The organism is Mesorhizobium sp. M3A.F.Ca.ET.175.01.1.1, assembly GCF_004791945.1.
Classification (GTDB): domain Bacteria; phylum Pseudomonadota; class Alphaproteobacteria; order Rhizobiales; family Rhizobiaceae; genus Mesorhizobium.
Genome location: NZ_SRTP01000002.1, coordinates 472340 through 494375, shown reverse-complemented (window position 1 = coordinate 494375; position 22036 = coordinate 472340). Strand labels below are relative to the sequence as shown.

Below are 22036 nucleotides of genomic sequence, written 5' to 3'. Positions count from 1 at the left end.
GCTCTTGACGCCGGAAGGCTGACAGCATATCGCCGTCCGTGGGCCACCCCTCCCCAACGAGGGGCCACTATCTGGAAGGATAGACCACGATGACGACGCTTACCAAGCCCGGACTCCGTCCGGCAAATCCCAATTTTTCCTCAGGTCCCTGCGCAAAACGCCCCGGCTGGTCGGTCGAGGCGCTGAAGGCTGCCGCGCTCGGACGTTCCCATCGTGCCAAGATCGGCAAGAGCAAGCTCGAGCAGGCGATCGAGCTGACGCGCGAGATCCTGCAGGTGCCGGCCGACTATCGCATCGGCATCGTGCCGGCGTCGGACACCGGCGCGGTCGAAATGGCGCTGTGGTCGCTGCTCGGCGCGCGCGGCGTCGACATGGTCGCCTGGGAAAGCTTCGGTTCCGGCTGGGTGACCGATGTCGTCAAGCAGCTCAAGCTCGCCGACGTGCGCAGGTTCGAGGCCGACTATGGTGCGTTGCCTGATCTGGCGCAGATCGATTTCGATCGCGACGTGGTCTTCACCTGGAACGGCACCACCTCGGGCGTGCGCGTGCCGAACGGCGATTTCATTCCGGCTGGGCGCAAGGGGCTGACCATCTGCGACGCGACGTCGGCGGCGTTCGCGCAAAGGCTCGATTTCGAAAAGCTCGATGTCGTCACCTTCTCCTGGCAGAAGGTGCTGGGCGGCGAGGGCGCGCACGGCATGCTGATCCTCAGCCCACGCGCCGTCGAGCGGTTGGAGACCTACAAGCCGGCCTGGCCGCTGCCGAAGATCTTCCGGCTGACCTCCGGCGGCAAGCTGATCGAGGGCATCTTCAAGGGCGAGACCATCAACACGCCGTCGATGCTGTGCGTCGAGGACTATCTCGATGCGCTCAACTGGGCGAAGTCGATCGGCGGCCTGGACGCGCTGATCGCCCGCGCCGATGCCAATGCCGCGGTGCTCGACCGGTTCGTGGCGCAATCGCCGTGGCTCGGCCACTTGGCGATCGACCCAGCGACGCGCTCGAACACGTCCGTGTGCCTCTCCTTCAGAGATGCGGACGTGGCGGTGCTCGATGCCGACGGCCAGGCGGCCTTCGCCAAAGCCATCGTCTCGGTGCTCGACAAGGAGGCTGTGGCCTACGACATCGGCGCCTATCGCGATGCGCCTCCGGGGCTGCGCATCTGGTGCGGGGCCACGGTCGAGACGTCCGACCTCGAAGCGCTGCTGCCCTGGCTCGACTGGGCCTTTGCCACGCAGAAGGCGTCGCTGAAAGCAGCGGCCTGAAATCCATTCGCGGCGGCCCGCGAGCCGCCGATCCCCAAACGGATCAAATCCCATTTTCGAAGGAGGTCGCCATGGCGCCCCGCGTTCTCGTTTCCGATAAACTTTCTCCCACAGCCGTGCAGATATTCAAGGATCGCGGCGTCGACGTCGACTATCTGCCCGATCTCGGCAAGGACAAGGAAAAGCTGCTCGAGGTGATCGGCCAGTATGACGGCCTCGCCATTCGCTCGGCGACCAAGGTCACCGAGAAGCTGATCAATGCCGCCCCGAAGCTGAAGGTCGTCGGCCGCGCCGGCATCGGGGTCGACAATGTCGATATCCCCGCCGCCAGCCGCAAGGGCATCATCGTGATGAACACGCCCTTCGGCAATTCGATCACCACTGCCGAGCACGCGGTTGCCATGATCTTCGCGCTGGCGCGCCAGATCCCGGAGGCCAACGCCTCGACGCATGCCGGCAAGTGGGAAAAGAACCGCTTCATGGGCATCGAGATCACCGGCAAGACGTTGGGTGTCGTCGGCTGCGGCAATATCGGCTCGATCGTCGCGACACGCGGAGTCGGCCTGAAGATGCATGTCATCGCCTTCGACCCGTTCCTGTCGGACAGTCGCGCCGAAGAGCTCGGCGTCGAGAAGGTCGAGCTCGACGAGCTCTTCGCCCGCGCCGATTTCATCACGCTGCACACGCCGCTGACCGACAAGACGCGCAACATCATCAATGCGGCCGCGATCGCCAAGATGAAGTCCGGCGTGCGCATCATCAATTGCGCCCGCGGCGGGCTGATCGTCGAGGCCGACCTGGTGGCGGCGCTGAAGAGCGGCAAGGTGGCCGGCGCCGGCATCGACGTGTTCGAGACCGAGCCGGCGGAGAACAATGAATTGTTCGGCCTGGAGAATGTCGTGGCGACGCCGCATCTCGGCGCCTCCACCGCCGAGGCACAAGAGAATGTCGCGCTGCAGGTCGCCGAGCAGATGTCGGACTATCTGATCAAGGGCGCCGTCTCCAACGCCATCAACATGCCTTCGATCACCGCCGAGGAAGCGCCGAGGCTGAAGCCCTTCGTCAAGCTTGCCGAAGTGCTCGGCGCCTTCGTCGGCCAGGTCACCGAGGATCCGATCAAGGAGGTCGAGATCCTCTTCGACGGCTCGACAGCGTCGATGAACACGCGGGCGCTGATCAGCGCCACGCTTGCCGGCCTGATCCGGCCGCAGGTCTCGGACGTCAACATGGTGTCGGCGCCGATCTTGGTGAAGGAACGCGGCATCATCGTCGCCGAGGTGAAGCGCGACAAGTCGGGCGTGTTCGACGGCTATATCAAGCTGACGGTCAAGACCGAGCACAGGACGCGTTCGATCGCCGGCACCTGCTTCTCGGACGGCAAGCCGCGCTTCATCCAGATCAAGGGCATCAACCTCGACGCCGAAGTCGGACAGCACATGCTCTACACCACCAATGCCGACGTGCCCGGCATCATCGGCCTGCTCGGCACCGTCTGCGGCGAGAACGGCGTCAACATCGCCAACTTCCAGCTCGGGCGCAACCGGCCCGGCGGTGACGCCATTGCGTTGCTCTATCTCGACGCGCCCTTCCCGGAGAAGGTCCTGGATCAGCTGCGGGCGCACAAGTCGATCGATTCGGCCAAGCGGCTGCGGTTCGACGTAGGCGATTGAGACACGCCATTGGGAATGCCCCGCATCGCTTCGGCAAGCGGGGCATTTTGGTGCCGCTCTACAGGGCAGCCTTTCGGCCGCTGTATTCGGCGAGGGCAATGCCGCCGAGCACCAGCACAAGCGCAAGACCTTGATAGAGCTGGAATTTCTCGCCGACGATGAGCACCGAGAGCAGCGTGCCGAAGATCGGCACAAGGTTGATGAACAGCCCGGCCCGGTTGGCGCCGATCAGTTCATTGCCCCTGATGTAGAAGATCTGCGAGACCACAGAGGCACCGAGCGCGGTGTAGGCCGCGATCGCCCATCCGCGCGCGTCCGGGACGATGACACGTCCCGCCGCGACCTCCCAGACAAAGAAGGGCAGCGAGGTCAAAAGCGCGGCTAAAGACAAGGCCAGTATCAGGCTTTGCCAGCGGATCGCCGGCTTCAAGCGCAAACCCACCGAATAGAGGCTGTAGCAGAGCACCGCGACCAGCATGATCGCGTCGCCATAGTTGAGACCGAGCTTCAGCAACTGGGCCAGATCGCCGTGGCTCGCGGTGAGTGCGACACCCATGATGGTCAGCGCGACGCCGACGATCTGCAAGTGGCGCACACGCAGCCGGAACAGCGCGAAATTGGCAATGATGATGACGATCGGTATGGCGGCCTGCTCGATCGAGACATTGATGGCGGTGGTGTAGTTCAACGCCGTGTAGAAGATGACATTGAAGAATGTGAAGCCGCAGGCGCCGAGGCCGGCGAGCAACAGCCAATGCCGGCGCACCTGCGGCCAGTCCTCGCGCAACGCCCGCCAGCCGATGGGCAGCAGGATCATCACCGCCATCACCCAGCGCAGGAACACCAGCGTCATGGGCGAGACGTGGCCGACAGCCAGCTTGCCGGCCACGGAATTGCCGCCCCATAGCAGGGTGGTGAGGAAAAGGAACAGGTAGGCGTTCCGATGCATCGCTGATTCCGAAGTGAAGGATGGTTCGACCTGCGGGCCGGCCTATTGCGCAAGCCGACCCAAGTAAATGATGCGAAAGCCGGAATCGGTTGTGCCTCGGACTGTTCCCGCGCGGCAAAGAAAGGGTCGCATCGGCGTGCACATGAGGCTATAGAGGCCTGTCGTTTCAAGCCGCCAGGGCGGCATCTCAAGGGAAAAGAACATGGCCAATGTGGTGGTCGTCGGCTCGCAATGGGGCGACGAGGGAAAGGGCAAGATCGTCGACTGGCTGTCGGAGCGGGCCGACGTGGTCGTGCGCTTCCAGGGCGGCCATAATGCCGGCCACACGTTGGTCGTCGACGGCAAGGTCTACAAGCTGTCGCTTCTGCCGTCCGGCGTGGTGCGGCAAGGCAAGCTGTCTATCATCGGCAATGGCGTGGTGTTCGATCCGCATGCCTTCGTCGCCGAAGTGGCGAAGCTCAAGGCGCAAGGCGTTGACGTGACGCCCGAACGCCTGAAAATAGCCGAAAACACCGCGCTTATCCTGTCGCTGCACCGGGAGCTGGACGGATTCCGCGAAGACGCCGCTTCCAATTCCGGAACCAAGATTGGCACGACCCGCCGCGGCATCGGCCCCGCCTACGAAGACAAGGTGGGCCGGCGCGCCGTGCGGGTGATGGATTTGGCGGATTTGGAAACGCTTCCCCTGAAGGTCGACAGGCTGCTGACGCACCACAATGCGCTGCGCCGCGGGCTTGGCCATGCCGAGGCGACGCATGAGGCGATCATGCAGGAGCTGACTTCGGTCGCCGGCGATATCCTGCCTTACATGGACCGTGTCTGGAAGGTGCTCGACGACAAACGGCGCGCGGGCGAGCGCATTCTGTTCGAGGGTGCGCAAGGCACGCTGCTCGACATCGACCACGGCACCTATCCCTTCGTCACCTCGTCCAATACCGTCGCCGGCCAGGCCGCCGCCGGCTCGGGCACGGGCCCGGGCGCGGTCGGCTATGTGCTGGGCATCACCAAGGCCTATACGACGCGCGTCGGCGAAGGGCCGTTCCCGACCGAACAGCAGAACGAGGTCGGCGAATTCCTCGGCACGCGCGGCCACGAATTCGGCGTCGTCACCGGCCGCAAGCGCCGCTGCGGCTGGTTCGACGCGGTGCTGGTGCGCCAGGCCGTCGCCGTCAACGGCATCAAGGGCATCGCGCTGACCAAGCTCGACGTGCTCGACGGCCTGGACGAGATCAAGGTCTGCACCGGCTACAAGCTCGACGGCGAGCTTATCGACTATCTGCCGGCCAGCCAGGGCGCCCAGGCGCGCGTCGAGCCGGTCTACGAAACGCTCGAAGGCTGGAAGGGAACCACGGCCGGCGCAAGGAGCTGGAACGACCTGCCGGCGCAAGCGGTCAAGTATGTCCGCTACATCGAGGAGCTGATCGGTGCCCCGGTGGCGCTGCTTTCCACCAGCCCGGAACGGGACGACACGATACTTGTGACCGACCCGTTTCAAGACTAGTTTCACAGCCCTTCCCGGCGCTGCGACTGATTTGCGGTCGCCCGGGGAAAGAATGCAGGTCAACTGACGCATGGCGGATTTCGTTAGTGTTCTGAAAAAGTCGCTTGAGAAGCACGGCGAACCGTCGTCCGAGCTGCGCAAGCGGACGTACGAGAATGCTCGTGCGGCACTGGCGAAGAAGCTTGCGGATTATTCCCCGCCGCTCACGGCCGATGTCATAGCCAAGCAGAAGCGTTCGCTGGAAGAGGCCATTTCCAGCGTCGAGCGGGAATATGCCAAGCCGGCCCCGGCAGAAGATCCGCTGGCGGAGCTGGAGCATATTTTCTCGTCGATCGACCGCAACAAGAACCAGCCGAGCCATGTCCGGCAGCCGCTGGCCAAACCGGAGCCGGCCAGGCCCGTGCCCCCCAAACCGGCACCGGCGCCCGCAAAAGCGGAACCGGCGTGGCAAAGTGCGACGAAGAAGCCTGAACCCAGCTGGCCCCCGCCGCCGATGCCGTCGCCGCGCGACGACGACATCGGTCATGCCGCAACGGCACCGGCCGAAGCCGACGATGGCAGCGACGTCTTCGCCAATGACGAACAGCCGGCGGCCGAGAGCTTCCAGCGGGTGCGCCCGCCAGCGCGCAGGCGCAGCTATGGCGGGTTGATCGCCGCCGTCGTCGCGCTTCTGGTTCTGGCTGGCGGCGGCTACGGCATCTGGCTGAACAAGGCTGCGTTCGGCTCGCTGTTCGGCCTGGCTGGAGAGAGCAAGACCGTCGCGACCGAGCCGCTGGTCAAGCCGGCTCCGGCAAAACCGGCTTCCGAGACGGCGGCTGCCCCGCCGGCCGCGGGCACCAATGCGGCCGGTGCCAATGAACCGGCCGAAACAGCCAAGTTCACCCAACGCCTGACCCCGGAAGGCAAGGAGACCGATCCTGGCCCCGCCGGCGGACAGGCCACGATCGGCGAAGGCGAATCCGTCGCTGCGCTGACCACGCCGCCGACCGTCACGCCGGCGCCGACCATTCCGCCGGCTGCATCCGGCGCTGCTCCGGCGGCGCCAGCGCCGGGGGCACCGCCTGCCGGAACACCGGCGCCGTCCGCCGATGCCGCCAATCCACCTGCGACGGCCGCCGGGACCGCGCCGCCCGCCGCCGGGACCACACCGCCGGCGGCCGCCCCGACGCCACCCGCTGCCGGCGCTGCGCCTACGCCCGCGACGGCCGAAGCGACCGTGCCTGTTGGGCAGAAGGCGATCTTCTACGAGGAACGAACCAGCACGCAGCAGGGCACGGCTGAGCCCGGCAGCATCGTCTGGTCGCTGGTGCAGGAATCGCCGGGCGGCGACCTGCCGCCGGAGCCGGCGATCCGCGCCGAGGCGACGATCCCGGGCAAGGACATCCAGCTGCGCATGACGATCCGGCGCAACACCGACCAGACGCTGCCGGCCAGCCATATCATCGAGATGATCTTCCTGACACCGGAAGGATTTGACGGCGGCGGTGTCGACAACATCCTGCGCATCGCCATGAAGAGCTCGGAACAGGATGCCGGCAGCCCGCTGATCGGCATCCCGGCCAAGATCGCCGACGGGTTCTTCCTCGTGGCGCTCAACGACACCAAGGCCGATGAGGACGCCAATTTGACGCTGCTCAGGGGCCAGGCCTGGATCGACGTGCCGGTGGTCTACAAGACCGGACGACGGGCGTTGCTCACGATGGAAAAGGGCATTCCGGGCGAGAAAGTGTTTGATGAGGCGCTGAAGGCCTGGGCGACGAAGACGTCGGGGTGAGAAAACGGGTGGCGGCCCCGACGTTCAGAAGCCTTGAAACAGCATATCCAGCGCAGCGACGATCTCGTCGTGGTGTCGTGTCAGGTTAAGCCGGCTTTCGCCCAATTCCGTCGTCGAGACCGTTGCGATCAACTGCGTCGCCATCACCACTTTGCGTCCGTTGATCTCGAAGACGGGATGGAGCTTGCGCATCGGGGGCGGGGCCGAAGCCATAGGCAGAAGCGGGACAACGACCCGCGTCTTGAAATGATCGAGCAAGTCGGATTGGACGTCCAGAAGGTAGACGCCTTCGGAGCCGCTGGAGGCGAAGACGTCATAGCGCGCCATCAGAACTGCCGATGTTCCTCAAGCGGAATGCCATGCCTTTCGACATAGTCATTCCAGGAGTCCATCGTGTCGCGGTTCTCAAGCTTCCAGAGACGCGTCTTCTCGGCGGCCACGGCTTCCGCGATCCCGGCCTCGGCGGCACGGGACACGTTTACATTGAGACCTTTCGCTTCCTTCATGAGCTGTGAATCGATCGACAGATTTGCAGGCTGACGGACCGCGTTTGCAGCAATCTTGCGCATAATGGCCTCCGCAACATGCGTATACCATATGCGCTTTTCCTCGCTAAAACAACGAGCAGACTGTTCGGCGCCTACCCCTCCATCTCCTCGCGCAGCATCTCCAACTCCAGCCATTCCTCCTCGAGCGCCGCCAGCGTCGTGCGCTCCTTGTCGAGGGCGGCGATGGTCTTCTGGAACGAGGCGGGGTCGCGCTCGTAGAAGGACGGGTCGGCGATGTTGTTCTCCAGCCTCGAGATCGACGCGGTCACCGCCTCGATCTTCTTCGGCAGGGACTCCAGCGCGAACTTCTGCTTGAAGGAGAGTTTCTTGGCCGGGCTTTTCGCGTTGGCCTGTTCGGCCTTGGCTGTCGCTTCGCTTGCTTCAACCTTCGGCCTCGTCCTGCGCTCCTCCAGTCTTGAGCCGCCGCGCTGCGTCAGCATGTCGGAGTAGCCGCCGGCATATTCGATCCAGCGCCCGCCGCCGTCCGGAGCGATGACGCTGGTCACCGTGCGGTCGAGGAAATCGCGGTCGTGGCTGACCAGGATCACCGTTCCGGCAAAGCCGGCGACCAGCTCCTGCAGCAACTCCAGCGTCTCCATGTCGAGATCGTTGGTCGGCTCGTCGAGCACCAGGAGGTTGGCCGGCCTTGCCAGCACGCGGGCAAGCAGCAGCCGCGCCCGCTCGCCGCCCGAGAGCTCGCGCACCGGCGTGCGCGCCTGCTCCGGCTTGAAAAGGAAATCCTTCATGTAGGAAACGACGTGACGCTGCTCGCCATTGACAAGCAAGTTCTCGCCGCGGCCATCGGTCAGGTAGTGCGCCAGCGTCTCCTGCGGATCGACCGCCTCGCGCTTCTGGTCGAGCGTGGCGATCTCCAAATTGACGCCGAGCCGCACGCTGCCGGCGTCGGGTGGAAGCTCGCCGGTCAGCATCTTCAACAGCGTCGTCTTGCCGGCGCCGTTGGGGCCGACCAGACCGACGCGGTCGCCGCGCTGGATGCGGGTCGAGAAGCCCTTGACGACGGTCAGGTCACCGAAGCTCTTGTCGATGCCCTTTGCCTCGATCACCAGCTTGCCGGATTCTGCGGCGTCGCTGGCCACCATGGTCGCGGTGCCTTCGGCGCCGCGGTGGCTTCGGAAGCGCTGGCGCATGGCTTGAAGCTCACCGAGGCGGCGCATGTTGCGCTTGCGCCTGGCCGTCACGCCATAGCGCAGCCAATGCTCCTCGCGCACGATCTGCCGGCCGAGCTTGTGCTGCTCGCGCTCCTCCTCTTCCAGCACCTGGTCGCGCCACTCCTCGAAATGCGCGAACCCCTTGTCCAGCCGGCGTGTTTGGCCGCGGTCGAGCCAGACGGTGGCGCGCGAGACGCGCTCGAGAAAGCGGCGGTCGTGCGAGATCAGGATCACCGCCGAGGAGGTGCGGGCGAGCTCCTCCTCCAGCCATTCGATGACCGACAGGTCGAGATGGTTGGTCGGCTCGTCGAGCAGCAGGATGTCGGGCTCGGGCGCCATCGCGCGGGCGAGTGCCGCGCGGCGGGCCTCGCCGCCGGAAAGGTCGTTCGGCCGCTCCTCTCCGGTGAGGCCGAGATGCTCCATGAGATAGGTGGCGCGGTGCGGGTCGTCGGCCGGCCCGAGGCCCGCCTCGACATAGGCGCGCACGCTGGCGAAGCCATCCATGTCGGGCATCTGCGGCAGGTAGCGAACGGTCGCCGAGGGCTGGCGGAACACCTCGCCGTCCTGCGGCTCGATCAGCCCGGCGGCGATCTTGAGCAAGGTCGACTTGCCCGAGCCGTTGCGGCCGACCAGCGCGATCTTCTCGCCGGCGGAAGCGCTGAGCGCCGCGCCGCCGAGCAGCGGCGCGCCGCCGAAGGTCAGGACGATGCCGTCGAGATTGAGGAGAGGCGGCGCCATGTCAGCTTTCGGGAAGAGGATAGGGGTGGGCGAGAAGCAGAGCCCGGCCACGTTCGAGCGCAATGCCGAGCCGCCCCCTGACCTCGTTTGATATGGTGAGCGAGGAGCCGAACGCCACCTCGACGCGATCCAGCGGCCATTTGGCGCCGGTGACCGTCAGGCCGGCGAGATCGGAAAAGCCGAGCACCGAGAACAGAGTGCCGTCGGCATAGTCGAAACCGGCTGCTTTGCCGGGCAGGATTGGCACGCCTTCCTGCGCGCCGCTGGTCAGCAGCAGGTCCGTGCCCGCGTCCGCCAGTCGAAGCGCAAGCGCCAGATGCAAAAAGGCATGGTCGGCCCGCTTGCCGCCGAAGGCGCCGGCCAGCACCAGGCTGGTGGCGCCGCGCTGGAGGGCCTCGGCGATGGCGAGTTCGCCGTCCGTCATGTCTTTTTCGGTCGGAAAGATCTTTCGCGGCACGGCGGCCAGGTCGTCCGGCAGGTCCGCCGGCACCGAATCGAAATCGCCGACCCAGAGCTCCGGCACGAGGCCGAGCATGCGGGCATGGCCGATGCCGGCGTCGGCGGCGATAAGGCGCGAGCCTTCGATCTGGCGCTCGAGCCGCGGCGTGCGGACAAGCTCGCCGCCAAGCAGGATGGTGAATGTGCCCATGGGTGTCGCCCTTACCAGCCCGGCCCGCGAAACGGAAGCCGGGCGCATCCAAACGGAACGGCGCTCGTTTTAGAATGAACCGTGATGCATTGGAGGCCCGGCAAACTTCCGCTTGCGCGCCGTTTCGGCCGGGCCTATGTCTGCAGCCGCTCTAACGGGGTGCCGGACGCTGATTTCGCGGCCGGCTGAGAGGCAGACAAGCCAACCCGCTGAACCTGATCCGGTTTGTACCGGCGGAGGGATTAGACGTTTCGGACCATCCGGCGCCTCAATTCCTTGTCACACCAACGAAGGAGGCGCCGATGCGCTCACTGCTGTCCCGGCTTATTTTCGCAACAGGTCTTGTTTCGCTGCTGACAGGCGTCGGCGCTGCCGAGGCGAAAGACAAGCTCACCATCTATACTTATGAGAGCTTCACCGCCGAGTGGGGCCCCGGCCCGGCGGTGAAGAAGGAATTCGAGGCCGAATGCGGCTGCGATCTCGAGTTCGTCTCGGTCGCCGACGGCGTGGCCTTGCTCAACCGCGTCAAGCTCGAAGGCGCCGGCACCAAGGCCGATGTCGTGCTCGGTCTCGACACCAACCTGACGGCAGAGGCGAAGGCGAGCGGTCTGTTCGCGCCGCACGGCGCCGTAGCCGATGCGAATGTGCCCGGCGGCTGGAAGGACGACACTTTCGTGCCCTTCGACTACGGCTATTTCGCCGTGGTCTATGACACCGAAAAGCTGAAGAGCCCGCCGAAGAGCCTGAAGGAACTCGTCGAGGGTAGCGCCACCGACAAGATCGTCATCCAGGATCCGCGCACCTCGACGCCGGGCCTCGGCCTGCTTTTGTGGGTGAAGTCGGTCTATGGCGACAAGGCGCCGGAAGCCTGGGCCAAGCTCAAGACCAAGGTGCTCACCGTCACGCCGGGCTGGAGCGAAGCCTACGGCCTGTTCACCAAGGGCGAGGCGCCGATGGTGCTGTCCTACACCACCTCGCCCGCCTACCACATGGTTGCCGAGAACACCGAGCGTTACCAGGCTGCCTCGTTCGAAGAGGGCGAATACCTGCAGATCGAGGTTGCGGGCATCACGACCACGGGCGCGAAGAATCCGCTCGCGGAGAAGTTCATCGCCTTCATGACCGGGTCGAAATTCCAGGACATCATCCCTGAGACCAACTGGATGTTCCCGGCCGGCAAGACCGACAAGCCGCTCAACCCGGCCTTCGACAAGCTGGTCAAGCCGACCAAGACTTTGCTGTTCAGCCCCGAGGAAGTGGCAGCCAACCGCAAGGCCTGGGTGGACGAGTGGCTTGCGGTGATGAGCAAGTAGCTGGTCTTGGCTAGCCTTCTGAGATGAGTGTTCTACGGCGCCCCCCTCTGTCCTACCGGACATCTCCCCCACGAGGGGGGAGATTGGCTGTCATCGGCGATTTCGCCAATCTTAAACGTTGCGGGACCGGGCGGGGCGCCCGAACTTCCAATCTCCCCCCTGGAGGGGGAGATGTCCGGCAGGACAGAGGGGGGCGCGAAGGATCGCGGCATTCGCCAGCCAGCCCTGCCCACATGGTGCAGCGTGCAGTCCGCCGCGCGCTCTGAGGCCCGCGTCGTCGCCGGCGTCCTGGCCCTCGCGGCAATCGCCTTGCTCATCGGCGGCGCCTTCGCCGGCCTCATCTTCGAAGGCATCCACGATCCGTCCGGCGCATTCGCTGCCTTCGATGGCTATCTCTTCCGCGTCGCCCGCTTCACGCTGTGGCAGGCGCTGCTGTCGACGCTGCTGTCAGTCGCACCGGCGCTTCTGGTCGCGCGGGCGCTGTCCACGCACCCGCGCTTTCCCGGCCGAAATATGATGCTCAGGCTGTTCACCGTGCCGCTGGCGCTGCCGGCCATCGTCGCGGCGCTCGGCATATTGGCGCTCTATGGACGCGCCGGCTATTTCGCCGGCGTCCTGGGCAAGCTCGGCGGCCAGGAATGGCCGGGCATTTACGGCCTGTCCGGCATTCTTGTCGCGCATGTGTTCTTCAACCTGCCTTTGGCGACGCGGCTGTTCCTCGAAGCGCTGGGCACCATAGCGCCCGACCAGTGGCGGCTGGCAAGCCAGCTTGGCATGGGGGGCTGGCCGGCCTTGCGGCTGATCGAGTGGCCGGCATTGCGCGCGGCATTGCCGAGCGTCGCCGGACTGGTCTTCATGCTGTGCATCACATCCTTCACCATCGTGCTGACGCTGGGCGGCGGGCCGGCGGCCACGACACTCGAGGTCGCTATCTACCAGGCGCTGCGCTTCGATTTCGATCCGGCCCGCGCGGTGGTGCTGACGCTGCTGCAGATCGCCCTGACCGTCCTCGTCATCGCCGTGCTCTCGCGGCTCGGCGCCAATACGGTCGGCGACGCCAATCTGCCGGTGGCGCGGCGCCGGTATCTCTCGTCAGGCAAAATCGAAACGGTGCTGAACGCCTGCCTGATCGCGCTTGCGCTGCTGTTCGTCGCCGGGCCGATGGCGGCGACCGTTTTGGCGGGGCTGCAGGCGGATCTCGGTCGGCTGGCGGGCGAAGACGCGGTGCGCCGCGCGACGCTCACCAGCGCCGGGCTCTCATTCCTTTCGGGGCTGCTTGCCGTGGCGCTCTCGCTGGCGCTGGTTGCGGCGCGGCGGGCGCTTGCCCTGCGGCGGCGCGGCGGCGCCATGAGCCTGCTCGAACATGCCGCCGACACCGGCGCCGGCTTCGTGCTGGTCGTGCCGCCGATCGTGATCGGCGCAGGCTGGTTCCTGGCGCTGCGCGGCGTCACCGACGTCTTCGCCATTGCGCCCGTGATGGTCGTCGCCGTCAACGCAATGATGGCGATGCCGTTCGTCCTCCGCGCCGTCCGCCCCGCCTATGATTCCGCCAGCGAACGCCACGAGCGGCTTTGCCTGGCGCTCGGCATTTCCGGATGGCACCGGCTGCACCTGATCGACTGGCCGGCGCTCCGGCGGCCACTGGCCACCGGCTTTGCCTTTGCCATGGCGCTCTCGCTCGGGGATCTCGGCGTGATTGCGCTGTTCGGCAGCGACTCGGTGCAGACCCTGCCCTATCTCCTGTTCGCACGCATGGGCAGCTACCGGACCGCCGATGCAGCGGGGCTCGCCTTGCTGCTCGGCCTCGTCTGCCTGATGCTGGTTGTTGCCGCCGACTGGCTGGGGCGGGAAGAAAGGTCATGACCATGGCCACCACCGGCATTCAGGCGGGGAAAGGCTCGGCCGTGCGGCTGGACAGCGTCTCGTTCAGCTATGGCGAGGCGATCTTCCGCTTTGATGCCGAGTTCGAGGCCGGCAGGATCACGGCGATCATGGGGCCGAGCGGCTCCGGCAAGTCGACGCTGCTCAATCTGGTGGCCGGCTTCGAATCGCCCGGAGCGGGCAGGGTTCTGATCGGCGGGGTGGATGTCGGGGATGTGCCGCCCTCGCTTCGTCCGGTGTCGATGGTGTTCCAGGAAAACAACCTCTTCGCCCATCTTTCGGTCGAAGCCAATGTCGGGCTCGGGCGTTCGCCTTCGCTCCGGCTGACAGATGGAGATCACGCCGCAGTCGCGGAGGCGCTGGCGCGTGTCGGCCTGGGCGGCAAGGAAAGACGGCTGCCGCGCGAGCTTTCCGGCGGCGAGCGGCAGCGCGTCGCGCTGGCGAGGGTCCTGTTGCGCAACCGGCCGGTGCTTCTGCTGGACGAGCCTTTCGCGTCGCTCGGCCCCGCATTGCGCGACGACATGCTGGATCTTGTGGCCGCCATCCATGCCGAGCGGCAAATGACGGTGCTTTTCGTCACCCATCAGCCGCAAGACGCGCGCCGAATCAGCCAGAATGTGGCCTTTGTCGACGCGGGTAAGGTCGCAGCCACAGGGCCGGCCGAAGATTTCTTCGATCGTGCTGGACCTGAAGCTTTCCGGCGTTATATCGGGAGCGAAGGCGCGGGCAACGGATCACAGGATATTGCCCGGAAGCGGACATAATTTACGCCCAAACCGTCAGGGTGCGATGCGGCGTTTGCTTGCCTTGTCAGGAGGAGTGTGGCTAGGTCCGGCCACACTGGTCCGGCATAGGCCGTGATTTGCCGAGAGATTTGGAACGGAGGCCGATCTGCCGACCGGCATCGAGAAAGTGCGGACGAAGCCGCTGGCGCGATTCCTTGCGCTGGCCAGCTTTGCCGTGGCGCTGGCGAGCTGCCAGATGTTCACGCCGCCGGATGTGCAGGAATCCGGATTCCAGCCTTCCGACAAGCCGATCACGGTCGACAATGTCGTCGCCAATGCCAAGCTGGCGGAAATGGCGAAGGCGCAGCATCCGCGCATCCTGGCCACCTATGGCGGCGAATATTCGGATCCGAAGCTCGAGCGGATGGTGGCCAAGGTCGTCGGCAACCTGACCGTGGTGTCAGCCAACCCGACCCAGACCTACCGCATCACCATCCTCAATTCGCCCAACGTCAATGCCTTCGCACTGCCGGGCGGCTATCTCTATGTCACGCGCGGCCTGTTGGCGCTGGCCAATGATTCCTCGGAACTCGCCGCCGTCATCGCGCATGAGATGGGCCACGTCACCGCGAATCACGGACTGCAGCGGCAGCAGCTCGAGGCCGAGGAGGGGCTGGCCACCAAGGTCGTCTCCGACGTGCTCGGCGACAGCCCGACCGCCAAGGCCGCGCTGATCCGCGGCAAGCTGAAGCTGGCGCAGTTCTCGCGCAACCAGGAACTGCAGGCCGATGCGATCGGCATCAAATCGATCGGCGAGGCGGGCTATGACCCCTATGCCGCCGGCCGTTTCCTGCAGTCGATGTCGGCCTATACGGATTTCCGTTCGGTCAGCGGCGCCACCGATGCCAGCCTCGACTTCCTGGCCACGCATCCCAACACGCCGCAGCGCATCGAACTGGCGCAGCGTCTTGCCCGCAATTTCGGCCCGCCGGGCGTGGGCACTCGTGACCGCGACGCCTTTCTTGCCGGCATAGACGGCCTGCTCTACGGCGACACGCCGGAAGAGGGCTATGTGCGTGGCCAGACCTTCCTGCATCCTGGCCTTGGCGTGTCGTTTTCGGTGCCGGACGGCTTCGTGATCGACAATTCGGCCGCCGCCGTGACCGCCACAGGGCCTGGGGACATCGCGATCCGCTTCGACGGCGTGGCGATCGACAAATCGGTTTCATTGACCGATTACATCCGCAGCGGCTGGGTTGCCGGCCTCGAGGACGCAAGCGTCCGCCAGGAATCGATCAATGGCAATGAAGCGGCGATGGCGCATGCCGTCGCTCAAGGATGGCAATTCGACATCGCGGTGATCCGCGCCGGCGGCCAGGTCTACCGGCTGCTCACCGCCGCACCCTCGGCCAGCACGGCGCTGGAGCCGGTCGCGCGCTCCGTCAGCGGTTCGTTCCGCATCCTGAGCGCGGCCGAGAAGGCGGCGCTGAAGCCGCTGCATATCCGGGTGGTGACCGTGCAAGCCGGCCAGACCATGGGCTCGCTCGCCGCGCAGATGATCGGCGTCGACCGTAAGCTCGATCTGTTCCGGGTGCTCAACGCGATGTCACCGGGGGCCACGGTGTCGGCCGGCGACAAGGTCAAGATCGTCACCGACAGATAAAGCCCGGCTCCGCGTTCCGGCCGCTTCCGCCAGGATTGGCTCCGGCGGCCCGGGCATGCCGTCGCCGCTGCTACCCGGGGCTGCCGCTGACGGTGTCAAAGCCACCGCCGGTCCCGCTATCAGTGCTGCCGGTCGTGCCGCCGTCGGTGCCGCCAGTGGTGCCGCCGTCCGTGCCGCCGGTGCTGCCGCCGTCAGTGCCGTCAGTGTTGCCGCCGCCTTCGGAGGGACCTGGGCGGTCGCCGCCATTATTGCCACTCCAAGTAGCCCGCCCGGGTTCGTCCTGCACTGGTTTCACCGGTCTGACGACTCTCGGCGGCTTTGGCGCGGGTACGCGGATCACCTTTATCTTGGTTATTATTTTCGGCACGATCTTGGGCGTGCACACAGCGAGCGTCTGGAGGTTGCGCCCGCCAGGAGCGAGAGCGCTCGTCGAAAAGTTGCCTTGCCGCTCGATGCCGGCTCTGAGAAAGGCCATGGCGCGAACCGGATCGGCGGGCATGCCATTGCGGCCTTCCGTGAAGATCACCGCAAGATCGTTCATGGCATCGACATGCCCCATCGCCGCCGCCTTGAGCAGCAGGTCCAAGCCCTTGCCGGTATCGCGCTGGACGCCGAGGCCATTGAACAAGGCACGCCCCCAAGCGGCCATGGCGTAGGGATCTCCCCTGTCGGACGCTTGTGAATAGAAGGTGTTCGCTTTCGCAGGATCCGCCGCCGTCCCGGTGCCGGACGACGCGATATAGCCGAGCTCGAAGCCGGCGCGGACATGGCCCTTGTCGGCAGCAGCTTGGATGACCTTCCTGGCCTCGTCGACCTTGCTTGCCGCCAGCAGCGCCCGCCCGAGCTCGTAGCGGAAGCGGGCGACATCGGGGTAGGCCTTCACCGCCGCCTCGCAGGCCTCCACCGCCTGGCCGCCGATCTCATTCGGCAACCGGCCCGGGACGACGCCCTGCAGGTCGAGCGGAGCGCCCGCCGCCTGATCGCAAGGGTCGATGCTTGGCGACAGCTTCATCGTCGCCTGCTTGGACGATTTGCTGGCGCGGATTTGGAAGCCGACCTCGACAGGAACTGCCGAGCCGATCTGCGGCTCGTAGCGAAGATCGCCGACTTCCTTGGCCATCAGACTCGATTGAGGCGACAGAATGCGATCCGGCAGGGACAATGTTCCGGTCGCCGGATAACTCGCAAGCTTCAGGCTGATCGCCGGATCCTTGGTCGGGAAGTCCAGCTTCAATGGAACCGGGCCAACGCCGACAGGAATCGTGACGTCGCGGTTCTCGATCACCTTGACCGCGCCGGTGATATGGAGGCCGCGCTCCACGACCTGCTCCTTCTGCGAAGCCACGATCTGCCGACCCTCGGCGCCGCCGCCGCTCTTGATCCGCAGCACCAGAATGCCCTGGGATTGGCCGCCCCACTCGTCACGTGTGGTATAGGCCAACGTTTCCACCTGTTCCTGCGCGTCGATCGTCTTGGCCACCTCCATGCGCAGGCGTGGCAGATCCTTGCCCTGTATCGGTTCGGTTACGGCGACAGGTCGGCCGTCCAATGTCAGGCGCCCGAGCGTCGGAAGCGTTTCAATGCTGACGGTAACTGCGCCGCCGTCGACGTCGACCGGCTGTGGCAAGTCGAGGGCGACCGGGCCGACGCCCGACGGCACGACCTTCTCCAGCACCGGCGGCAGCGAGGGCCGGGTCGCCCGGCGCATCAGCACCACGTCGTCGATCAGCGAGGAGTTTTCCCAGGGAACCTGCTTGCCGTCGGTCGCCCGCACCACATCGCGGCGCACGGCGGCCATGACGGTGCGTATCTCCTGGTTCGGCGCCAGCGCACGGCGGGAAAAGGCGGATGAAAACGGGCTGAGGCTGCCGGTCCCGTCAAAGGCAACAGCGCCAGGCTCGGTAGCGAAGGCGATCAATGTGTTCTGCGAGCTTTTCACCTGCGCCAGGCCGGTGCCGCTTGCGGTGATCAACTGGTCGCGCAGCCAATAGTCCTTGCGTGGGAACGGATTGTTGCGGCAGGCATCGAGGATGATCACCTGGATCTTCGATTTCGAGCGCAATTGCTGCAGCACGTCGTCGAGCTTGATTGCCTGGACCTCGATATCGGCCGCATCCTTCAGGGAGGCATCGACGGGGATAAGAAAGTTCTCGCCGCCGATCTGAAAGCCATGGCCCGAATAATAGACGACCGCCAGATCGGCGCCGTCCGCCGCGGCCAGATAATTGCGGAACTGTTGTTCGAACTGCAGCTTGGTCAAGTCCTTGGCGACGAACACGTCGAAGCCGGCCAGCCGGAACGTGTTCGCCACGTCCTGAGCATCCTTGTCAGGGTTCTTGAGCGCAGGGATCTCTCGGTATTCTGAATTGCCGATTACAAGGGCAACCCGTCGATCGGCGCGAGCTTCGAACGTCGCGAAACCCACGAGGATCAAGGCTGCAAGGAACGCGCAGCATCGCAGCATCGCAAATCCTCACCCGCTATCGTCTGTCGGCTTCATGAAAGGCCAGTCGGCGCGCGCGGTCTGTTAAAGAATTCACAATCCGCAGATAGTTAAGAACAAATCCGCCCCGATGGCGAGATATTCTTATTTAGTAATTTTTTAAATTGGCAAATGCGAGTCGCCGCATAGCTCTCAGGCTGCCTCCGCGAGGAATGCGGGGTTCTGTTTGACCAGCGCCACCTTGAGTTTTTCCATGGCCCGCGCTTCGATCTGGCGCACGCGCTCCTTGGAGATGCCGAGTTGCTCGCCCAGCGATTCCAGCGTGGCGCCATCGTCGCTCAGCCGGCGCTCCTCGATGATTCTGAGCTCGCGTTCATTGAGCGCGCCGAGCGCGCCCTTCAACCAAACCGCGCGTCGCTCGACATCGATCATTTCGCCGACCACCTCGTCCGGCAGCGGATCCTCGCAGATCAGGAAATCCAGCCGCTCGGCGGCGCCATTCTCGTCGGCGAGCGGCGCATTGAGCGAGCTGTCGGGCGCCGACAGACGCGAATCCATCATCGCCACATCGGCTTCGGGGACACCCAGCGCAGCCGATACCTGACGGTAGAGCGAGGTGTTCGAGATCGGCTCGGCGCTGTTGGCCAGGCGGGCGCGGAGCCGCCGCAGATTGAAGAACAGCGCCTTCTGCGCCGAACTGGTGCCGCCACGCACGATCGACCAGTTGCGCAGGATGTAGTCCTGCATCGAGGCGCGGATCCACCACGTGGCATAGGTCGAGAAGCGTACCTCACGGGCCGGCTCGAAACGCGCCGCCGCTTCCAGCAGGCCGACATGACCTTCCTGGATCAGATCGCCGAGCGGCAGGCCGTAGTGGCGGAACTTGGAGGCCATGGAAATCACCAGACGCATGTGGGCGACGGTGATCCGGTGCAGGGCGTGCTGGTCGTTCTCTTCCTTCCAGCGAACGGCCAGAAGGTGCTCCTCGTCGCGCTCGAGATAGGGAGCCTGCATCGCCGCCCTGACCAGTGTCCGTCCTGCCGTATCTTCGATCATGGCGGTTTCCGTTGGCGGCTATGTTCATCGATGGTGGTTGAAATGGCGGCGCCGCGCCCTACAACAGCCAGCAACGTGCCAGGCGCGGGATTGGTTCCGATGCAACCCGTTGGCGCGCGACCCGGCGCGCGGTGCGAACACGACCGTCGCGGGCAGGCCGATTGGCGAGAGGCGGAGTCTTTTGAGAATTGCATTCCCGAGATGCCCGATTTTTGAAATCGCGTTCCTTATTTCGCCGAGTTCCATCTGCCAGTTTCCAGGCTCTCACAAACGCGCCGGCGCACCGGTCAAGACGGGATCACAGAAAAATGAAATGGCTCAAATCGCTCATCATCGCCGGAACGCTGCAGGCTCTGGCGATTGCCGCCGGACACGCCGGCGCCAATCTCGACCAGATCAAGCAGGCGGGCGTCATCAAGGTCGGCACGGAAGGCACCTACGCGCCCTTCACCTATCATGACGCGTCAGGCGCCCTGGTCGGCTTCGATGTCGAGATCGCCAAGGCGATCGGCGAGAAGCTCGGCGTCAAGGTCGAATTCCTCGAGGGCAAATGGGACGGTCTGATCGCAGGTCTCGACGCCAACCGCTACGATGCCGTCATCAACGAGGTCGGCATCACGGACGCCCGCAAGGCCAAGTATGATTTCTCCGATCCCTACATTGCCTCCAAGGCGGTGCTGATCGTTCGTGGCGACAACACCGACATCAAGACCTTTGCCGACCTCAAGGGCAAGAAGGCGGCGCAGTCGCTGACGTCCAACTTCGGCAAGCTTGCCGAGAAGAACGGCGCCGAGCTGGTCGGCACCGACGGCTTCGACCAGTCGATCCAGCTGCTCTTGACCGGCCGCGCCGACGCCACCATCAACGACAGCCTGTCCTTCCTCGACTTCAAGAAACACAAGCCTGACGCCAATGTGAAGATCGCCGCGCAGGAAGAGAACGCCGACTATTCCGGTGTCATCGTGCGCAAGGGCGATCCGGAACTGGTCGCGGCCATCAACAAGGCGCTGGCCGACATCAAGGCCGACGGCACCTACAAGAAGATCGCCGACACTTATTTCGGCCAGGACGTTTCGCAGTAAGGCATACCGCCTTTCCTTCTTGAATCCCGGCGGGCCGTCTTCGATGGTCCGCCGGTTTTTGCGTGATGGTCATTTGAGGATGCCAGGCAAGACGCTGTCGCGTCCGAAAGGAGAAGGGCTCCGTGCCGCACTGGTTGCAACTGATGCTGGAGTCGCTGCCGACGTTGCTGTGGGCGGCGCTGATCTTCACCGTGCCGCTGACGCTGCTGTCGTTCGCCTTCGGGCTCCTTGCCGGGCTGGTCACGGCACTGATCCGGCTGTTCGGCCCGAAACCGCTGGTCGCGCTCGTCCGCTTCTATGTCTGGATCTTCCGCGGCACGCCGCTGCTGGTGCAACTTTTCCTGATTTTCTACGGGCTGCCCTCTGTCGGCGTCCTGCTCGATGCCTTTCCGGCCGCGCTGATCGGCTTCACCCTCAACATCGGCGCCTACAGTTCGGAGATCATTCGCGCCGTCATCGGCTCAGTGCCGAAGGGACAGTGGGAGGCGTCCTATTCCATCGGCATGACCTGGAGCCAGGCGATGCGACGCACCATCCTGCCGCAAGCCGGGCGTGTCGCAGTGCCGCCGCTCTCCAACACCTTCATCTCGCTGGTCAAGGACACTTCGCTGGCCGCCGCCATCACCGTGCCCGAGATGTTCCAGGCGGCGCAGCGCATCGTCGCCACCACCTACGAGCCGCTGATCCTCTATGTCGAGGCGGCGGCGCTCTACCTGGTCATGAGCTCGGTGCTGTCGGCGCTGCAGGCGCGGCTGGAGGTGCGCCTCAACCGCTATGGCGGCTTCCTGGAGGCGAACGCATGATCGGCCTCACCAACATCGAGAAGCGCTTCGGCGACAACCTGGTGCTGAAGGGCGTCACCGTCAGCATCGACGAAGGCAGCGTGACCGCCCTGGTCGGTCCCTCCGGTGGGGGCAAGAGCACGTTGTTGCGCTGCATCAACCTGCTGGAAATGCCGACCTCCGGCACCTTGCGGATCGGCGATGAGACACTGGAGTTCCGGCCGGGCGGCAAGGTGGCGGCAAAGGATGTCCAGCGCATCCGTCTGCAGACCGGCATGGTGTTCCAGAACTTCCAGCTGTTCCCGCATCGCACCGCGATCGAGAATGTCATGGAAGGGCTGGTGACGGTGCTGAAATGGCCTGAGCCGAGGGCGCGCGAGCGGGCGCTGGCGCTGCTCGACAAGGTCGGCATGGGGCACAAGACCGATGCCTGGCCGGCGACGCTCTCCGGCGGTCAGCAGCAGCGCGTGGCGATCGCGCGGGCGCTGGCGCCGTCGCCCAGGGTGCTGCTTTGCGACGAGCCGACCTCGGCGCTCGATCCGGAGCTGGCGCAGGAAGTGGTCGAGGTGCTCGGCCAGCTTGCTCGCGAGGGCACGACCATGGTGATGGCCACCCATGATCTCAGGCTCGCCTCCAAGATCGCGCAGGAGGTGGTGTTCCTCGATGCCGGCGCCATCGTCGAGAAGGGCCCGGCCTCGGTGGTGTTCGACAATCCGCAGCGCGAGCGGACCAGGCGCTTCATTGCCTCGTTGCGGCAGGAGGAGGCGCAGAAGGAAGCCGGCAGCGGCGCGAGCGGTGTGTAATGCATAGTCGCCCGGAATGTGCCGC

18 protein-coding genes and 1 riboswitch are annotated in these 22036 nt (G+C 65.2%); of the genes, 11 read left to right on the top strand and 7 right to left on the bottom strand.

Annotated elements, in window-relative coordinates:
* Window positions 1–89 precede the first annotated feature (89 nt).
* Window positions 90–1265, top strand: a complete 1176-nt coding sequence (locus EN818_RS07025; protein WP_095804677.1) for a phosphoserine transaminase — start codon at window positions 90–92, stop codon at window positions 1263–1265.
* Window positions 1266–1336: 71 nt separating this feature from the next.
* A complete protein-coding gene (gene serA / locus EN818_RS07020) occupies window positions 1337–2935 on the top strand; it encodes a phosphoglycerate dehydrogenase (RefSeq protein ID WP_095804676.1) in 1599 nt (532 codons plus the stop codon).
* A gap of 58 nt (window positions 2936–2993) precedes the next feature.
* Here the strand turns inward: serA and EN818_RS07015 are convergent, their stop codons facing one another.
* Entirely contained in the window at window positions 2994–3884 is an 891-nt protein-coding gene (locus tag EN818_RS07015; protein WP_095804675.1) for a DMT family transporter, read from the bottom strand.
* Between the two features lie 202 nt (window positions 3885–4086).
* Here EN818_RS07015 and EN818_RS07010 point away from each other — a divergent pair, with 202 nt between their 5' ends.
* Window positions 4087–5385 (top strand): adenylosuccinate synthase, encoded by a 1299-nt coding sequence (locus EN818_RS07010; RefSeq protein ID WP_095804674.1) that lies wholly within the window; start codon window positions 4087–4089, stop codon window positions 5383–5385.
* Window positions 5386–5455: 70 nt separating this feature from the next.
* Window positions 5456–7159 (top strand): hypothetical protein, encoded by a 1704-nt coding sequence (locus EN818_RS07005; protein ID WP_095804673.1) that lies wholly within the window; start codon window positions 5456–5458, stop codon window positions 7157–7159.
* Between the two features lie 24 nt (window positions 7160–7183).
* On the opposite strand, the gene EN818_RS07000 is transcribed toward EN818_RS07005, so the two are convergent.
* The 4 genes from EN818_RS07000 to EN818_RS06985 form a co-directional block, all read right to left on the bottom strand.
* The gene (locus EN818_RS07000; RefSeq protein ID WP_095804672.1) at window positions 7184–7486 is read right to left on the bottom strand and encodes a CcdB family protein; all 303 of its coding nucleotides are present in this window, start codon (window positions 7484–7486) and stop codon (window positions 7184–7186) included.
* Window positions 7486–7728, bottom strand: coding sequence for a type II toxin-antitoxin system CcdA family antitoxin (locus EN818_RS06995; RefSeq protein ID WP_095804671.1), 243 nt, complete (start codon window positions 7726–7728; stop codon window positions 7486–7488). Before EN818_RS06995 ends, EN818_RS07000 begins: the two co-directional genes overlap by 1 nt.
* Window positions 7729–7799: 71 nt before the next feature.
* A complete protein-coding gene (locus tag EN818_RS06990) occupies window positions 7800–9614 on the bottom strand; it encodes an ATP-binding cassette domain-containing protein (RefSeq protein ID WP_095804670.1) in 1815 nt (604 codons plus the stop codon).
* A 1-nt stretch (window position 9615) separates the two neighbouring features.
* Window positions 9616–10263, bottom strand: a complete 648-nt coding sequence (locus tag EN818_RS06985) for a thiamine diphosphokinase (RefSeq protein ID WP_129553663.1) — start codon at window positions 10261–10263, stop codon at window positions 9616–9618.
* 145 nt (window positions 10264–10408) lie between these two features.
* A riboswitch (TPP riboswitch) is annotated at window positions 10409–10522 on the top strand.
* Window positions 10523–10565: 43 nt separating this feature from the next.
* On the opposite strand from EN818_RS06985, the gene thiB reads away from it, so the two are divergent.
* The 4 genes from thiB to EN818_RS06965 all read left to right on the top strand — a co-directional run bounded on the left by thiB (window position 10566) and on the right by EN818_RS06965 (window position 15845).
* Window positions 10566–11576 carry a thiamine ABC transporter substrate binding subunit gene (gene thiB, locus EN818_RS06980; protein ID WP_095804668.1) on the top strand — a complete coding sequence of 337 codons (1011 nt, stop codon included), beginning with the start codon at window positions 10566–10568 and terminating at the stop codon, window positions 11574–11576.
* Window positions 11577–11819: 243 nt separating this feature from the next.
* The gene (gene thiP, locus EN818_RS06975) at window positions 11820–13439 is read left to right on the top strand and encodes a thiamine/thiamine pyrophosphate ABC transporter permease (RefSeq protein ID WP_245420298.1); all 1620 of its coding nucleotides are present in this window, start codon (window positions 11820–11822) and stop codon (window positions 13437–13439) included.
* Window positions 13436–14221 carry a thiamine ABC transporter ATP-binding protein gene (thiQ, locus tag EN818_RS06970; protein ID WP_245420284.1) on the top strand — a complete coding sequence of 262 codons (786 nt, stop codon included), beginning with the start codon at window positions 13436–13438 and terminating at the stop codon, window positions 14219–14221. The genes thiP and thiQ overlap by 4 nt, the downstream gene beginning before the upstream one ends.
* Before the next feature lie 217 nt (window positions 14222–14438).
* The gene (locus EN818_RS06965) at window positions 14439–15845 is read left to right on the top strand and encodes a M48 family metalloprotease (RefSeq protein WP_348627031.1); all 1407 of its coding nucleotides are present in this window, start codon (window positions 14439–14441) and stop codon (window positions 15843–15845) included.
* Window positions 15846–15915: 70 nt separating this feature from the next.
* On the opposite strand, the gene EN818_RS06960 is transcribed toward EN818_RS06965, so the two are convergent.
* Both EN818_RS06960 and EN818_RS06955 read right to left on the bottom strand, forming a co-directional pair.
* Complete coding sequence (locus EN818_RS06960; RefSeq protein WP_176478329.1) at window positions 15916–18309, bottom strand: caspase family protein; 2394 nt, start codon at window positions 18307–18309, stop codon at window positions 15916–15918.
* 171 nt (window positions 18310–18480) lie between these two features.
* Complete coding sequence (locus tag EN818_RS06955; RefSeq protein ID WP_095804665.1) at window positions 18481–19344, bottom strand: RNA polymerase factor sigma-32; 864 nt, start codon at window positions 19342–19344, stop codon at window positions 18481–18483.
* A 308-nt stretch (window positions 19345–19652) separates the two neighbouring features.
* Here EN818_RS06955 and EN818_RS06950 point away from each other — a divergent pair, with 308 nt between their 5' ends.
* From EN818_RS06950 to EN818_RS06940, 3 genes are all read left to right on the top strand, one after another.
* Window positions 19653–20426: an amino acid ABC transporter substrate-binding protein gene (locus EN818_RS06950; RefSeq protein WP_095804664.1), complete on the top strand. Its 774-nt coding sequence runs from the start codon at window positions 19653–19655 to the stop codon at window positions 20424–20426.
* Between the two features lie 122 nt (window positions 20427–20548).
* The gene (locus EN818_RS06945; RefSeq protein ID WP_095804663.1) at window positions 20549–21229 is read left to right on the top strand and encodes an ABC transporter permease subunit; all 681 of its coding nucleotides are present in this window, start codon (window positions 20549–20551) and stop codon (window positions 21227–21229) included.
* The gene (locus EN818_RS06940; protein ID WP_129553664.1) at window positions 21226–22011 is read left to right on the top strand and encodes an amino acid ABC transporter ATP-binding protein; all 786 of its coding nucleotides are present in this window, start codon (window positions 21226–21228) and stop codon (window positions 22009–22011) included. The genes EN818_RS06945 and EN818_RS06940 overlap by 4 nt, the downstream gene beginning before the upstream one ends.
* The last annotated feature ends 25 nt before the right edge of the window (window positions 22012–22036 follow it).

What these genes read in the sequence shown, in the direction of transcription:
- EN818_RS07025 (WP_095804677.1), top strand. Translation starts at nt 90, where the DNA reads ATGACGACGCTTACCAAGCCCGGACTCCGTCCGGCAAATCCCAATTTT.
- serA (WP_095804676.1), top strand. Translation starts at nt 1,337, where the DNA reads ATGGCGCCCCGCGTTCTCGTTTCCGATAAACTTTCTCCCACAGCCGTG.
- EN818_RS07015 (WP_095804675.1), bottom strand. Translation starts at nt 3,884, where the DNA reads ATGCATCGGAACGCCTACCTGTTCCTTTTCCTCACCACCCTGCTATGG.
- EN818_RS07010 (WP_095804674.1), top strand. Translation starts at nt 4,087, where the DNA reads ATGGCCAATGTGGTGGTCGTCGGCTCGCAATGGGGCGACGAGGGAAAG.
- EN818_RS07005 (WP_095804673.1), top strand. Translation starts at nt 5,456, where the DNA reads ATGGCGGATTTCGTTAGTGTTCTGAAAAAGTCGCTTGAGAAGCACGGC.
- EN818_RS07000 (WP_095804672.1), bottom strand. Translation starts at nt 7,486, where the DNA reads ATGGCGCGCTATGACGTCTTCGCCTCCAGCGGCTCCGAAGGCGTCTAC.
- EN818_RS06995 (WP_095804671.1), bottom strand. Translation starts at nt 7,728, where the DNA reads ATGCGCAAGATTGCTGCAAACGCGGTCCGTCAGCCTGCAAATCTGTCG.
- EN818_RS06990 (WP_095804670.1), bottom strand. Translation starts at nt 9,614, where the DNA reads ATGGCGCCGCCTCTCCTCAATCTCGACGGCATCGTCCTGACCTTCGGC.
- EN818_RS06985 (WP_129553663.1), bottom strand. Translation starts at nt 10,263, where the DNA reads ATGGGCACATTCACCATCCTGCTTGGCGGCGAGCTTGTCCGCACGCCG.
- thiB (WP_095804668.1), top strand. Translation starts at nt 10,566, where the DNA reads ATGCGCTCACTGCTGTCCCGGCTTATTTTCGCAACAGGTCTTGTTTCG.
- thiQ (WP_245420284.1), top strand. Translation starts at nt 13,436, where the DNA reads ATGACCATGGCCACCACCGGCATTCAGGCGGGGAAAGGCTCGGCCGTG.
- EN818_RS06965 (WP_348627031.1), top strand. Translation starts at nt 14,439, where the DNA reads ATGTTCACGCCGCCGGATGTGCAGGAATCCGGATTCCAGCCTTCCGAC.
- EN818_RS06960 (WP_176478329.1), bottom strand. Translation starts at nt 18,309, where the DNA reads ATGCTGCGATGCTGCGCGTTCCTTGCAGCCTTGATCCTCGTGGGTTTC.
- EN818_RS06955 (WP_095804665.1), bottom strand. Translation starts at nt 19,344, where the DNA reads ATGATCGAAGATACGGCAGGACGGACACTGGTCAGGGCGGCGATGCAG.
- EN818_RS06950 (WP_095804664.1), top strand. Translation starts at nt 19,653, where the DNA reads ATGAAATGGCTCAAATCGCTCATCATCGCCGGAACGCTGCAGGCTCTG.
- EN818_RS06940 (WP_129553664.1), top strand. Translation starts at nt 21,226, where the DNA reads ATGATCGGCCTCACCAACATCGAGAAGCGCTTCGGCGACAACCTGGTG.